Origin of the sequence: Microbacterium sp. Ag1, assembly GCF_001005635.1 — a bacterium.
Lineage (GTDB): Bacteria > Actinomycetota > Actinomycetes > Actinomycetales > Microbacteriaceae > Microbacterium > Microbacterium oxydans.
In genome coordinates this window covers 38,098-52,150 of sequence record NZ_LBCR01000019.1, presented here as the reverse complement: position 1 = coordinate 52,150, position 14,053 = coordinate 38,098, and the positions used below count along the sequence as shown (strand labels likewise).

At 69.1% G+C, this 14,053-nt stretch carries 5 protein-coding genes; all 5 read right to left on the bottom strand.

The features are described from left to right. Nucleotides 1-100: 100 nt before the first annotated feature. Complete coding sequence (locus tag AAY78_RS01670; protein ID WP_046746639.1) at nucleotides 101-2,497, bottom strand: transglutaminase family protein; 2,397 nt, start codon at nucleotides 2,495-2,497, stop codon at nucleotides 101-103. Next, nucleotides 2,494-3,756 carry a DUF58 domain-containing protein gene (locus AAY78_RS01665; protein ID WP_046746638.1) on the bottom strand — a complete coding sequence of 421 codons (1,263 nt, stop codon included), beginning with the start codon at nucleotides 3,754-3,756 and terminating at the stop codon, nucleotides 2,494-2,496. The genes AAY78_RS01670 and AAY78_RS01665 overlap by 4 nt, the downstream gene beginning before the upstream one ends. After that, the gene (locus AAY78_RS01660; RefSeq protein ID WP_046746637.1) at nucleotides 3,756-4,727 is read right to left on the bottom strand and encodes an AAA family ATPase; all 972 of its coding nucleotides are present in this window, start codon (nucleotides 4,725-4,727) and stop codon (nucleotides 3,756-3,758) included. Before AAY78_RS01660 ends, AAY78_RS01665 begins: the two co-directional genes overlap by 1 nt. A 61-nt stretch (nucleotides 4,728-4,788) precedes the next feature. After that, on the bottom strand, nucleotides 4,789-10,854 hold the full coding sequence (locus AAY78_RS01655; RefSeq protein ID WP_156172588.1) for an Ig-like domain-containing protein: 6,066 nt from the start codon (nucleotides 10,852-10,854) through the stop codon (nucleotides 4,789-4,791). A 203-nt stretch (nucleotides 10,855-11,057) separates the two neighbouring features. Then, complete coding sequence (locus tag AAY78_RS19130) at nucleotides 11,058-13,898, bottom strand: metallophosphoesterase family protein (RefSeq protein WP_052748600.1); 2,841 nt, start codon at nucleotides 13,896-13,898, stop codon at nucleotides 11,058-11,060. Between the last annotated feature and the right edge of the window lie 155 nt (nucleotides 13,899-14,053).

The window sequence follows — 14,053 nt, the reverse complement described above, 5'->3', positions numbered from 1 at the left end:
CCGCCGAGCACGATCGCGAGGCCCCCGGCGATCAGGGCGTCGATGAGGTAGGCGACGGCGCGACGGGAGACCGGCGCGATCTGGTCGGTCGCGGGCTGCGTCATGAGGTCTCGCTCTCGGAGGACGGGGGCGTCGTGCTGTTCTTGATGGTGCCAGGTTCACGGCGGACGCGCACGGCCGCCGCTTCCTTCAGATTCTGGAATCCGTTCGAGATGGCCGTGCCGCCGACCAGCGAGCGGATGCTCAGTCGCGCCTGAAGACGCTTCCAGAAGCCGGCTTCCTTGCCGAGGCCGCCCACGATGTCATCGACCTCGTGCCAGAAGGAATCGACGTCCTCCTGGCTCGGCTCGGCGGGACCGAACACGTCGGCATCGGCCCGCTCGGCGAGGGCGGTGACCTGCGGAACCGTCAACGAAGACGCCACGACCACCGCCTCCTCGATCCGCGTGCCGCCGGGAGGGATGCGCGCGCCGTAGTCCACGGCACGGTCGGTGAGCTCGTCCCATCCCCCGCTGATGCGGTCGGCGGTGCGTGCGGCCGCGCGTCGGGAACGACGCTTCGCCGCCTTCCACGCACCGATCACGATGAACGGCGATGCCAGGAGTGCGATCACTCCGAGGGAGATGCCACCGATCACGAGGATCGCGCCGATGATGCCCGCGATGTTGAGACTCTCGTCCTCGCCCTCGCGGTCGTCGGGCAGCGTGGGCGGCAGGTCGACGGGCTCCTGCGGCGGAGGCGGGGGCTGCAGCACCTGCGGCTTCGGGTCGACGCGCGGCTTGGTGTTCTGATCGTTCGGCACCTGGTCTTCGGGAGGGGTGGGGTTGAAGGCGATCCACCCGAGCCCCTCGAAGTTGACCTCGACCCAGGCATGCACGTCGTCGCCGGTGGCAGCGAACGTGGCTTCTCCCGCGTTCTCCTCGTCGGGGTAGTAGCCCATGACCACACGAGCGGGGATGTCGACCTGTCCGGCGAGCAGGGCCATCGCCACGGCGTACTGCTCGTCGTCGCCGATCATCTGCTCGCCGCCGACGAGGGTCGAGATGCGCTCGGCGGTGTGTCCAGCCCGGGAGATGACCTCCCCCTCGAGCCCGTGGCTGAAGAAGCCCTCCTTCGCCAGGAAGTTCTCGAGGGCGCGCACCCGCTCGATGGGCGTCTCCGCGCCGACCACCGTCTCGGCGGCGAGGGCTGTGAGCTCCTCCGGCACGTTGCTCGGCTTGGGCATCGAGACCTTGCCGAACGGCACCTCGGCGAGCTGCTCGTCGTCGGGAATGTTCGGCATCACGGCGTCCACCGTGTACTCGTCGCCCTTCGTCAGCTTCGTGGTGGAGACGGCAGTGCCCGTCTCGGTGTTCACGTAGGTGCCGCGGCGCAGCTGCTCGGCGTCATCGCCGGAGAACCTGATCTCGGACAGCTCGCCCGCGGTCGGCATCCACACACCGCGATAGGCACCGATCTCGACGTTGAGCGTCACCGGGACGCCCTCGGCATCCGGTGACATGTTCGAGCGCAGCGGGCTGAAGGCGCTCGACGAGGTGGGTCCGCGGTCGGTGACGTTGTAGACCATGCCGTCGAACTGATCCATGACGGCCGTGCGGATCCGCGCGCCCTTGGGCAGTCCCTGCACCGTGAAGAGCGTCTCGTCCGCCTCATCGCGCACGTTCTTGCGGAACGCCTGCAGGGGGCTCGGGTAGTCCCGGATGTCGAACGGCGGGATGATCACGTCGCGGAACACGTGCCGCGGCTGCGCCGGGTTCGCGACCGCGCTCGTGGCCACCCCCGCACCACCGGCGATCGCCAGCACGGCCACGCCCGCGAGCAGACGACGCGTGCGCATGTGCGAGGCCCTGGAGGGGTCGACCTCGCTGACGGAGATCGCCGTGTTCTGCGGCGCCCACAGCTGGCGAAGCGCGAGCCAGGACATGCTCACGACCGCGAACACGAGTCCCTGCACCAGCGGGAACGCGGGTTCAGGGGTGCCGAGGGCGATCACGAGCATGAGCAGCACGCCGGCCGGGATCAGCGCCCAGGCCACCTGCGACAGGCGCAGCGCGAGCGACGCGGTCACCGTCGTGAACACCAGCGCCAGGAGGAAGGGGACCACGAGGTGACCGTCCGCCGCGGCCACGGGCGCCACCGTGGTGAGCATCTGCTTCCACGCGGTGACCGTCCCGAGCGCGAGCTTCTGCAGCGTCTCCAGCGTCGGGATGAAGCCGAGGATCGAGGTCTGCGGCAGGGCGAACGCGCCGCCGAACACGAAGTAGGCGGCGAGCGTGAGGCCCGCGATGATCAGGATGCCCCAACGGCGCCAGGTCGTGACCGCCGCGATCGCGAGGCCGAGCACGACGCCGCCGATCACGGCGGGGAGGCAGGACGGACCGGCGAACGTCGGCCAGAAGCCGACCAGTGCGGTGACCACCAGGAGAGCGGAGGCACCGAGATCGAGGATCCAGCGACGCACGGGAAGACCGGCGAACGCGGCGGAGGATGCGGTCATGCGAGCACCTTCTGCAGGGCGAGGGGGATCTGCTCCAGCGCACCGACCGTCACGACGTCGGCATCGCCGATGCGGCGCAGGGCCGGAGCGGAGGCGGTGGTGTCGGCGACGACCACGAGCACGCGGGCGCCGAACGGAAGACGCGCACAGGCGAGACGGAGGTCGTCGGGCTTGACCCGCGCCCCGCACACGAGCACCACGACGCTCGCGAGCGGCATCGTCGCCGACACCACTCCGGCGAGCTCGGCGATGCCGCCCTCCTTGGGCTTGCTGTTCTCGACGGCCGAGAGGGAATCGAGCAGCTGCTTGCCCGTGCCTGCCGGCAGCTCGCGCCCCTGCACCCGCATGTCGACGCGCTGCGAGTCGCGGAGAGCACGCAGGCCGATCGACCCTGCGGCCGAGACTCCCAGCTCGAAGTCGTCGGGGGTGGCGTAGTCGGCGAGGGAGCGCGACAGACCGATCACGAAGTGCGAGCGCCGGGTCTCCTCGTACTGCCGGACCATCATGGTGCCGGTGCGGGCCGTCGAGCGCCAGTGCACGTGGCGGAGGTCGTCGCCCGGCTGGTACTCGAGCAGGGCGTGGAACGACACGTCGTCGCGGGACAGGTCGGCGGCGGGAAGACCCTCGAGGTCACGCAGGTATCCGAGGGACTGGCCGTCGAACAGCACCGTGCGCGGGTGCACGAAGAGGTCGACGGGGTCGTCGCGACGGTGCGCCCGCTCGAACAGGCCGAGGGGGTCGCCGCGCACGACGCTCACAGGGCCCACCTTGACCACACCACGCTTCTGGGTCGGGATCGCGAAGAGCTCCTCCGCCTCCTCCCCCGGCGCGAGCCGCTGGATGCCGAACTCGCCGCGCCCCGAACCGACAGGGAGCACCACTCGCGACGGCAGGATGGCCCTGCTGCCGCGGTTCGCGAGGGTCAGGGCGCCGACCGCGCGCTCTCCCACGACGACGCGGGTGCGGGCGAGGTCGAGGGCGACGTCGTAGGCGGTGCGGCCGATGAGGAACAGCGCGCACAGGGCGACGGCGATCGCGATGACGACCGCGGCGATCGTGAACTCCGACCACCCGGCGATCTGCCCGAGCACCCAGAAGCCGACCGCGAGCGCCATCAGCACCCACGCCAGCGGACGGATGGCGGAGGTGATCTTGCGGAGGCGCGTCAGGGCGCGCGCACCGAGGACGGCCGCGATGTCACGCCATCCGGCGTCGCGCTCCGTCTGCGGCGTCGACGCCGGAAGGGCCTCCGCGGTCATCAGGCCGCCGCTCGGGCCTGGGGGGCCGCAACGGCGTCGAGCACGCGGGCGATGACGGTGTCGCTGCTGGTGCCGGCGAACTCTGCCTCGGCGTCGAGCAGCAGACGGTGCTGCCACACCGGGCGGGCGAGCACCTTGATGTCGTCCGGGAGCACGAAGTGGCGTCCCTGAGCTGCGGCCCAGACCTTGGCGATGCGGATCATCGCGATCGCACCGCGCACCGAGACGCCGAGGCGGATGGCGCCGTCTTCGCGAGTCGCCTCGGCGAGCTCTGCCACGTAGCGGAGCACGGCGGGCTCGACGTGCACCGTCGCCGCGAGGTCGGCCATGTCGGCGACGGCACTGGTCGTGATGATCGCGGACAGACCTGCCGACGGGTTGCGGTCGGAGGCGCCGGCGAGGATGCTCTCGGTCACCGCGAGGTCGGGGTATCCGATCGAGGTCTTGATCAGGAAGCGGTCGAGCTGCGCCTCGGGCAGCTTGTAGGTTCCCGCCTGCTCGATGGGGTTCTGCGTGGCGATCACGAGGAACGGGCGCCCGGTCTCGTGAGTGACGCCGTCGACCGTGACGCGCGACTCCTCCATGACCTCGAGCAGTGCCGACTGGGTCTTCGGCGACGCGCGGTTGATCTCGTCGGCGAGCACGATCGACGCGAAGATCGGGCCCTTGTGGAACTCGAAGCGGTGCGACTGCTGGTCGTAGATCGTCACACCGGTCACGTCGGACGGCAGCAGGTCGGGGGTGAACTGGATGCGCGTGCTGGTGCCCTGCACGGTCGCGGCCAGCGCCTTGGCGAGGCTGGTCTTGCCCGTACCCGGTGCGTCCTCGAGGAGCACGTGCCCCTCGGCGAGCATCGAGGCCAGCACGAGGCCGACGATCTCCTGCTTGCCCTGCACGGCCTTGTCGATGTTCTCGACGAGGCGCTGGAAGGTGCCCTGGAACCAGGCGGCCTGCTCGGGGGTCATTGTCATGAGTGTGTCGTTCCTTGTTGTTGTTCAGAACCGGTGTTCACAGCGCGGATGGGGAGACGGGTCATTGCCAGAGGCGGTGCTCGAAAGCGGTGCCGTTGACCATCACCCAGGCCTCGATCACGCCACGGCGGTTGCCGAGGTAGCAACTGAGCCGGCCGCCGTAGTTGCCGTTGCCGTCCATGGTGATCGAGTACGGTCCACCCCAGACTCCGCCGTACGTCGCGTCGTTGTTGTTGCACCGCACGGAGATGGTCTGCCCCGGATCGAAGTCCTGAGCGTTCAGGTAGAAGTACGCGCAGGTGCCGTCGTTGCAGTTCGGCTGGCCGTTCGCGTTGCCGGTCGAGGTGATCCAGGCGCGCGGATTGGGCTTCGGGCCCGACGTGCCTGCTTCGCTCCGCGTGATCTTCTGCCCCGCGTCGTCCGTCACCTCGACGTCGATCGTGTGGCGCTGGCTGTAGCCGTCGCCCACGGTGGTGCTTCCGTTCGCACCGACGTGCGTCCACCCGCCGCCGTCGATCCGGATGCGCACGACCTTGATCCCCCGTCCGTTGGCCGAGACGTTCGCGTTCCATCCGAACGTCACGCTCTTCGGGTTCGAGTTCACCGTCACTGAGGGCTGCCTCAGCGGTCCATAGGGATTGCCGGACATCTGGTTCGAGGCGTCGCTCGAGTAGGTCTGGCCGTCGACCGTCGAGACGGCACGGACCCGCACGTTGTAGTTCGTGCCGTTCGAGAGGCCGGTGATGACGTTGTTGCCCGGCATCGCCGCCCAGTTGCCCCCGATGGAGTACTGGTACTGCACCTCGTTCGACCTCGCACCGTTGAGCGCGCCGGGAGACCAGGTGAGCGTGAGCGACCGATCGCCTTCGGCGACGTTCGACAGCGAGGGCGCACCCGGCTTGTTCACACCGCGGCGCGGTGCCGACATCGGGCTCCATTCACCCCAGCCCGCCTTGTTGTTCGCACGGATGCGGTACGTGTACGGCGTCTCCGAGGTCGGGACCTTCACCGCCTGCGACCTGGCGTCGGCTCCCGGCGTGATGGTGTTCCGCAGCGTGCCGCCCTCCCACACCTGCAGCTGGAACGAGTCGATCGGGTCGCCGTTCGCGTTCCCCGGCACCCAGTTCACCTGCATCTGCGCCTCGGTGCCCACGCCCTGCAGCTGTGTGACGGTGGGCGCCGCAGCGGGCATCGGCGGACCCGCCGGAACCTCGGACGCCGACCAGCCGCTCCAGCTCGACGGCTCGGGCGCGCGGTTGTGGGCCTGCACGCGCACCTGGTAGATGCCGCCGTTCTCGAGGCCCTCCCAGGTCATCGAGTTCCCGGTGGCCTGCTTCTGCGAGACCCCGGACGGCGGAGCCGGCGAGATCTCCAGCGTGTAGCTCTCCACCGGAGAGCCGGGAGTGGTCGGGGTGGCCCACGCGACCTTGAGCGACTTGTCGCCGAAGGTCAGCGTCGGCGGGGTCGGGGTGTCGGGACGGGCATCAGGACGGGCGACCGCCGAGGTGCCGGACGGCTTCGACTCGCCCACCCGGTTGGTCGCGGTCACCTGGAAGGTGTATTCCACGTTGTTGGTGAGGCCGTCGAGCGTGCACGTCGTCGAGCGGCATTCCTTCGAGTACGGGCTGCCGCCGACCGACTTCACCGTGTACTTGGTGATCTCGGCGCCGTTGTTCGACGGTGCGCCGTAGGAGACCACGACGGTGCGGTCCTGCACGCTCGACACCAGCGGGGTGCCCGGTGCCTCCGGCACGCCCTGCACGGTCACGATGATCTGGCCGTTGGCCTCGCGGTCGGGGTCCTTCGTCGCATCCTGGATGCGGTAGCGCACGACCATGGTCCCGACGAAGCTGGCGTCGGGCGTGACGACCACCTGATCGCCCTTCACGGCCGCGCCGCCGGAGCCCGACTCCGTGGCAGCAGTCATCAGCTTGAGCGGCGTCTCCGGGAACGGGTTGTAGTCGTTCGCGAGCACGGGCACCGTGATGCTCTTGCCCTGATCCGCTTCCGAGATCGTGTCGGTGTTGGCTGCCGGCAGCGGGCGGGTCGAGGCGCCGACGCGCACGGTCACCGTACCTTCGACGGCTTCCGTCGTCCCGTCGGTGATCTCCAGCTTCAGGGAGGACACCGTGCCCTTCTCGACGTCGGACGAGGCCTCGACGAGCAGCTTCGAGCCGTCGATCTTGGCGGTGATGCCCTTGCCCGCGCCGCTGACGTACTTGTACCTGTGCTTGCCCTCGTCCTCCGGATCGGGGTCGGCCGTGAGAGCGGCCAGGTCGAGAGTCGATGCCTTCTCGCCCGGAGCGACGATGACCTCTGCACCCGTGAACACCGGCTGCTGGTTCTCCGGGGGCAGCACGTTGATCGGGATGCTCAGCGTCGCCGTGCGGCCCTCGGGGTCGTCCGGCCCCGTGCCGTCGGTGACCTCGAACGTGAGCGAGTCCTGCCCGAAGTATCCCTCGGCCGACGTGTACACCAGGGTGGTCTCGTCCTTCACGAGGTCGTCGCCGTTGGCGTACACGGCGTTCACCTTGGCATGCTCGGTGATCCGCGCGGTCCCCCCGCCGGCGACGGTGACGAACTTCGAGAGCGGGATCTCCCTGGTCTCGCCGCTCATGACCTCGAGCGGCTTGGTCGAATCCAGGATCGGCCGCAGGTCGGACTCGGCCGGCACGAAGATGAACGCGGATGCGGCCAGATCGTCCTGATCGGTGATCGTGTAGCGGATGAGCTGCAGCTGCTCGGTGACGGTGACCCGCACCTTGCCGTTCTCCAGCTGGGTCGCGCCTTCTCCGAGCACGAGCTTCAGGCGATCGGTGGTTCCGTCCGGGTCCTCGTCGTTCTTGAGGATGTCGAGGTCCGCACTCATCGTGCCGTCGGTGAGGTCGGTCGGCCGCACACGGTCGTCACGCGCGACGGGCGCCTGCAGCGGGACGTCCTCGTCGACGGTGATCTGCAGCGCCGCGGTCGCCTCGGCGCCCCTCGCGTCACGGATCGTGTACTGCAGCGACGTCTCGAGCTCGCGGTTCGGCGCCTGCACCAGCACCCGATCACCCGAGACGCGGGCCGTGATGCCCGTCTCGGTCGGAACTTCGAGGCCGTCCTTCACGAGGATGATCTTGTCGCCCTCGGGGTCGGAGTCGTTCAGCATCACCGGCACCGAGATCTCGCGACCCGGCCGCACGACCACGGCATCCTTCACCGCGAACGGTCTCTGATTGATCTGCTCGCCCGGTGCGATGCCCACCCGGATCGTGGCGATGCCCTCCTTGCCGAGGCGGTCGCGCACGCGATAGCGGAACACGTCGACACCGGAGGAGTCGTCGAACGCCTCGTACGTGAAGTAGTTCTGCGCCGTCTCGGTGATGCGCCCCTTCTGCGGGCTGGAGGCGATATCGATCAGCTCGACCGAGTCGCCGTCGGCGTCGATGCCGTCGAGAGGGACGGCGATGTTCGCGGTCGACCCGGCGAGCACGCGGGCCACCAGGTCCTGCGGGCGCGGAGCGGCGTTCGTCTCCTCGTCGACCGGAAGGATCTGGATCGTGACGTAGCCGGCGTCCTTCTGCTGGCGCGAATCGACCGCCTCGTAGGTGAGGTAGACGGTCTTCGCGACGGGTCCGGCCTTGAACCGGATCGTGTCCTGCGAGACGAACGCCTCGCCGTCCTCCGGGTCGACCAGCGGCTCGACCAGCTCGGGAACGACGTGCATGACGTCGTCGTTCGGGTGCGTGTCGTTGTCGAGCACCGGGATGGTCACGACATCGCCCGCACGCACGATCGCCGTGTCGTCGTTCACGACGGGTTGCAGGAGCTTGTCCGGCGCGGGGATCGGGATGACCACCACCTCGCCCTCCGCCGACTTGGAGCCGTTGGAGATGCGGTACTTGATGCGCGCCTGGTCGGTGAGCGAGCCCTGATCGGTGATGCGAAGCGTCTCGTGGTTGATGACCGACACGGAGATGCCCGAGTCATCGTCGATCGAGACGGACTGCACCACCAGGATGCCGCCGGCGGGGTCGACGTCGTTCGCGAGCACGCCGATGAGCACATCGCCGCCCGTCGGCAGCAGCGCCACGTCGCGCACGGCGACCGGAGGGAGATCCGTCTCGCTCGCCTCGAGCACGTCGACGCGCACGATCCCCTCGCCGTTCTCGGGGCCGGCGGTCGCCAGGTACAGCACGTAGTAGGTGCCGGGAGCATCAGCGGTGAAGGAGAAGGTCTTGTTCGGCCCGTCCGTGACGATGGTCGCGCCGGGAACCTCGTTCACGCGGCCGAGTCGCAGCAGCTCGCGCCCCGAACTGGTGTCGTTGGCCAGCGGTGCCACGGTGACCTGCTCGCCGACGCGGGTCACGACGTGATCGGCGTTGGTCTTGGGCTTGGTCGAGCCCTCCGGTCGGACATCGAGGGTCACCGTCGCGGTGGCGCTCTCCCCGTATCCGTCGGCGACGGTGACCTGCACGTCCTTGCGTCCCTGCTGGCTCGCGGTCGCCTTGTACGTGATCTGGCCGTCGGTGCTGAAGTCGACCTCGTCGCCCGGCGCGGGGACGACCTCCTTGAGGTAGACATCGTCGCCCTCGGGGTCGATCCAGTCCGGGAGGATGTTGTACGAGATCGTTCCGCCGGTCTCCACGGTGAGACTGGTGTGCCGTTTGGGCACCGGAGCGGTGTTCACGCTCTTGTCGTACACGGTCAGCGTGACCGCTGCCGTGTCCTTCCCGCCGCGACCGTCATCGGCCTCGTAGGTGAAGGTGGTCGACCCTGTCGCGTCCTCGTCTACCGCGATCTGCAGGGATCCGCCGTTCTGCACCTGCTGGATCGTGCCGAGGGCGGGCTGGGCCTCGGCGAGGGTCGCGACCAGGACGTCGCCATCCGGATCGTTGTCGTTGTCGAGCACGGGGAGCATCGTCGTCACGCCGGGGCGCACACCGAACGTGTCGTCCTCGGCGATCGGAGGGGTGTTCTCCTCCTTGCGCTCGGGGAGCGTGGTCTCGACGGTCTCCTCGGTCGAGTCGTCCTCGTTCTCGGTCTCGCCCTCCGGCGGGGTGAGGTCGTTCCAGTTGTCGACGCGCTGCAGGCTCTCGTTCGCCAGCCAGGCCGCTCCGCCCACCGCGTCGTTGAGGATGATGACGTCGCGGTTGACGCGGAACACGAGGCTCTTCGAATCCTCGGCACCGTCGACGTTCGCGTTGACGTCGTTCGCCGACCCCGGGCATTCCCGGATGAACGTGGCCGTTCCTGCCCATGCGCCGTAGGTGCAGCCGCGCAGCCACACCGGCGCCGCCGGCACGCCGTCGCCACCCGCCTCGACCTCTGTCGGCTCGCCGCCGTCGAGGGGAACGCTCACCAGTGCGTTCGCGGTCGAGACCGCCACCGCGTCGGTGTTCTCGGAGGCCTGCTGCAGAACGGCCTTGTCCGCGCCGGGGATCTCGGTGCGGACGCCGCCCGGGGAGGTCACGACGCCGGCAGCGCGATCCAGCACGACCGGGGTGCGACCCACGGCGGTGATCGCGGGCTTGGCGGACGCGTCGAGTTCGCCGACCGACGCGGCGGAGGCGTCGAGCGCCTCCCCCTCGTTGTCGACGGGGACGGTGACCACCTCGCCGCGCTCCGGGGCGAGTCCGAAGACGGTGCCGTCCTTGGCCACGGCGACATCGGCGCCAGCGCCCAACTCGGCCACCGGCTCGTTGACCTCGGCCTCGAAGGACGCGACGCCCTGCGCCGGCACGACCCAGAGCTCGCCGGTCTTCTGATCGAGGATCGCAGCCGTGCGGTTGCCCAGTGCGACCTTCGAGGAGGACGGGACCTTCGCCGAATCGCCGAGCGAGACGCGTGCAGGATCGACGGCTGTGAGTGTCGACGCGTTCTCGTCGACGACCAGGATGTTGTTCGTGTCCTGCAGGATGTCGTAGTTCTCACCCGTGGTGCGCAGCCCGCCGTCGAGCACCGTCGACTCGTGGTTGAAGTGCCCCACGAGAAGGCTCGACGTCTTGGTGATCCAGACGCCGCCGTCGTTCAGATCGACCTTGGTGGTCGGGAACCCCTCATAGGTGAAGGCCATCGTGGTGATGGCGATCACGCCGACGGTGACACCGGCCGCTGACGCCAGCGTCTTCGGTCGTGCGCGCATCCATGACAACGCCTTCATACCCGGTTCCCCCCCAGGGTGACACTCTCTGTTCTCCTCGATCGCGACCCGACGGGCCCACGAAGCACCCGTTCATCCTAACTGCGTCCTGGAATACCGCTCGATGGGGAGTTTTGCCCATCGAGCGGGGCGACGTCGAGAAGACCTCGAAGCCGCCCCGCCGATGGAGCATGAGGGCGCGTGCGTCAGCTGCGACCTCGACGCCGTCGGAGGACGAGCGCGCCACCGAGGCTCAGAAACAGCAGAGCGCCGCCGACGAGGTACCAGCCGGGTGCACCGCCCGTCGTGGCGAGGTCACCGCCCGTGGACGATGCATCCGCTCCGCCACTGGATCCCGAGCCGGGGGCTGTGCCCGTCCCCGTTCCCGGTGCGACGCCGCCGGAGCCGTCCCCGGCGCGGGTGACCGTGATCGGCGCGGTCGCCTCGGTCCCGTCGGGGAGGATCACCGCCAGTGTGTGCGCACCGGCCGGCGTCTTCGCGGGGATCGTGACAGCGGTCCGGAACGACCCGTCGGCATCGGCGGTCGCGACGCCCACCCGTACCGGTGTGGAACGCAACTCGATCGCGAGCTCCGCAGCCTCGGGGAATCCGGTTCCGGAGATCGTGACCCGGCCTCCGGCCGCGACCGTCTGCGTGCTCAGCGCCACAGCCGGGTCGACGGGATCGACCGGGTCCACCGGGTCCACCGGATCCACGGGGGCGTCGGTGGGACGCGGGATGTCGACGTGCTTGATCTCCGTCGCTCCGGCCGTCGAGAAGGAGTACACCGTGACGCGCACGCGGTCGTCGTACAGTGCGGCGCGCAGCCCGACGGGGTCGGCACCGCCGACGGCCTTCTCCTCCCAGTCCCCGCTCGGTCCGTACATCGTGGTGACGGCTCCGGTGTTCACGACCGTGGGGCCGCTGGCGCGCGTCGGATCCGGCCGCAGCTCTGTACTCCAGTCGTTCAACGTCGGCGACCAGTGCGTGTGGCTGTTGAACATGATGACGTTCGGGTTCTGTGCGAGCAGGGCGGCGAACCGGGCCTCCTCCTGCCCGAAGTCGTTCTCGTAGAACCGCGCGTACGATCCGGAGACCGAGTACGGCAGCAGGTGGTGCGAGAAGAGCAGCACCGGCTGGTCCTGGGCGCGCCAGTGGGCGAGCCGATCACGCAGCCAGGTGAACTGCTCCTCGCTGAAGTCGACGAACGGGCCTGCGCCGGTCTTCGCCGTGTAGTCGTAGAACTCGCTGCCGATCCAGATCAGGGGAAGCTGACCGTCCACGAGCACCTCACCCCACAGCCCACCCTGGCCACCGATGTCGCGCATCCCCGTCGAATCGAGGAAGCGCTCCCGGTACACCGCCGATCCCTCGCTGCCGTAGTACTCGTGATTGCCGATCGTCGAGACGACCGTGCCGTACTCGCCGCCGCCACCCGCCGCGAGCGCCGACAGATAGGAGGTGTAGTTCGCGGTCGATCCGTTGCTGACCAGGTCGCCGTTGGACACGAGCACGTCCGCCGTCTGCGCCATCGCGCGGAACCCCGGCAGCACGTTCTGGCTCAGTCTCGTCGTCGCCCCCTGCACGTCGCTGAAGATGTCGACCACGGTGTTGGCCTCGACTCCTTCGGCGAGTGCCGCGAGCGGGCGCACCACCTGCACGTCGTCGAGCATCCACGATCCCGCGGCGCCGGGGGCGTCGAAGACGAACCGCAGGGTCATCGCGGATGCGCCCGCCGGCACCGTGACCGGCAACCGGAGCTGCGCTGACTCCTCGTCGGCATCGGAGAGCTCGCGCAGCACGGTCTCCGTTCCCTCGTCGAACACCGCCGTCACGGTGCCATGTTGGGTTCCGCCCCTCTTGCGGTAGTGGCTGTCGAGGCGCACCTCCAGCGCATCCCCCGCCTTCACGGCGATCGGAGAGGAGGCGAGGCTGCCGGCGAATGCCCCGCTCGTCGCCTCCGCCACGGCGATCCGCCCCGAAGCGCGGGTGAATGCGTGTCGGCGATCGGTGCCGTACTGGGCGATCACGCTGTCGAGGTTCGACAGCGTCCACGCCCCCTCGCTCGTCCAGCTGTCCGTCTCGAAACCGTCGAACCAGAGCAGCTGCTCGGTGGTCGAGGTGTCCGGGTCATCGGCGGCGAGCACGGTGATCACGAGCCGGGTCGACACGATGCCGGCGCCACCGAGAGACAGCGTCACCGAGCCGGGCGCGAGGTCAGCGGGCAGCGCGACCGAGAACGACGTCTCCCCCGCGGCGTCAGCGACCGGGATACCGGGAACCGCCGCCCCGGCATCGCCGAACGACGCCGTCAGCTGCTGACCGGGGCGCAGTCCGCCGACCTTCACCGGAACCGTCGCACCTGCTCTGGCGACGGGCTTCGCGGCGGAGAGGATGCGCGGTGCTGCGTCGGCCGGCGGGGCTTCGCTGATCTGCACGTCGTCGATCATCCAGAACCAGTTGTTGCTGCTCTCGGCGTATGACCAGCCCACCGTGACGGCATCGGTCCCCGCAGGCACCGGGATCGAGACGTCCACCTGCTCGTCGAGACGGTTCCGGGCGAACGACTCGACCACCACCGGCGCTGCGTCGTCGAAGCGAGCGACGAGCTGCGCGGTCTGCGGCGACTGCCCCTGCTTGTAGTGGCTGTCGAAGCGCACCCGCACCGCCCCGTCCTGACTCTGCAGGTCGACGGCGGGTGCCCACAGCACGGAGCCGAAGCGCCCGTCCGTCGGCCGGTTGGCGTCGGAGTGCACGACCGCGGTGACACCGTCCGCACGTGTGAAGGAGCCGCGATCGCCGCTGTTCCCCCAGGTCGACACGACCTCGGCCGAGGTGTGGAACGACCAGCCCTGCCAGTCCGCCCGCATACCGGTCACGTTGGTGTTGTCGATCGACCATCCGGCAGGGGGCTGCGAGGCCGTCGCGTCGGTGAAGCCTTCGGTCAGCGGCGGGGCTGCAGCGAAGGCGGGCGTCGCCGCCGCGCCGACGAGCAGCGTGAGGGCGCACGTCACGGCGATGGCGCCGATTCCGTGTCTGGTTCTCATGTCTCTTCCTAGGGGTTGGTCGACCGCTCATGTCGGCCGAGGCAGGGGGATTCCGTCTCTTCCGAGCATGAGGAGCGAAAGTAGTCATGACAACTTTTTCTACGGAAATTCCCCGATTGTTCACCGATGTGCGTCAGAGTGAACATGTCGCGGTC

What these genes read in the sequence shown, in the direction of transcription:
- AAY78_RS01670 (WP_046746639.1), bottom strand. Translation starts at nt 2,497, where the DNA reads ATGACCGCATCCTCCGCCGCGTTCGCCGGTCTTCCCGTGCGTCGCTGG.
- AAY78_RS01665 (WP_046746638.1), bottom strand. Translation starts at nt 3,756, where the DNA reads ATGACCGCGGAGGCCCTTCCGGCGTCGACGCCGCAGACGGAGCGCGAC.
- AAY78_RS01660 (WP_046746637.1), bottom strand. Translation starts at nt 4,727, where the DNA reads ATGACAATGACCCCCGAGCAGGCCGCCTGGTTCCAGGGCACCTTCCAG.
- AAY78_RS01655 (WP_156172588.1), bottom strand. Translation starts at nt 10,854, where the DNA reads ATGCGCGCACGACCGAAGACGCTGGCGTCAGCGGCCGGTGTCACCGTC.
- AAY78_RS19130 (WP_052748600.1), bottom strand. Translation starts at nt 13,898, where the DNA reads ATGAGAACCAGACACGGAATCGGCGCCATCGCCGTGACGTGCGCCCTC.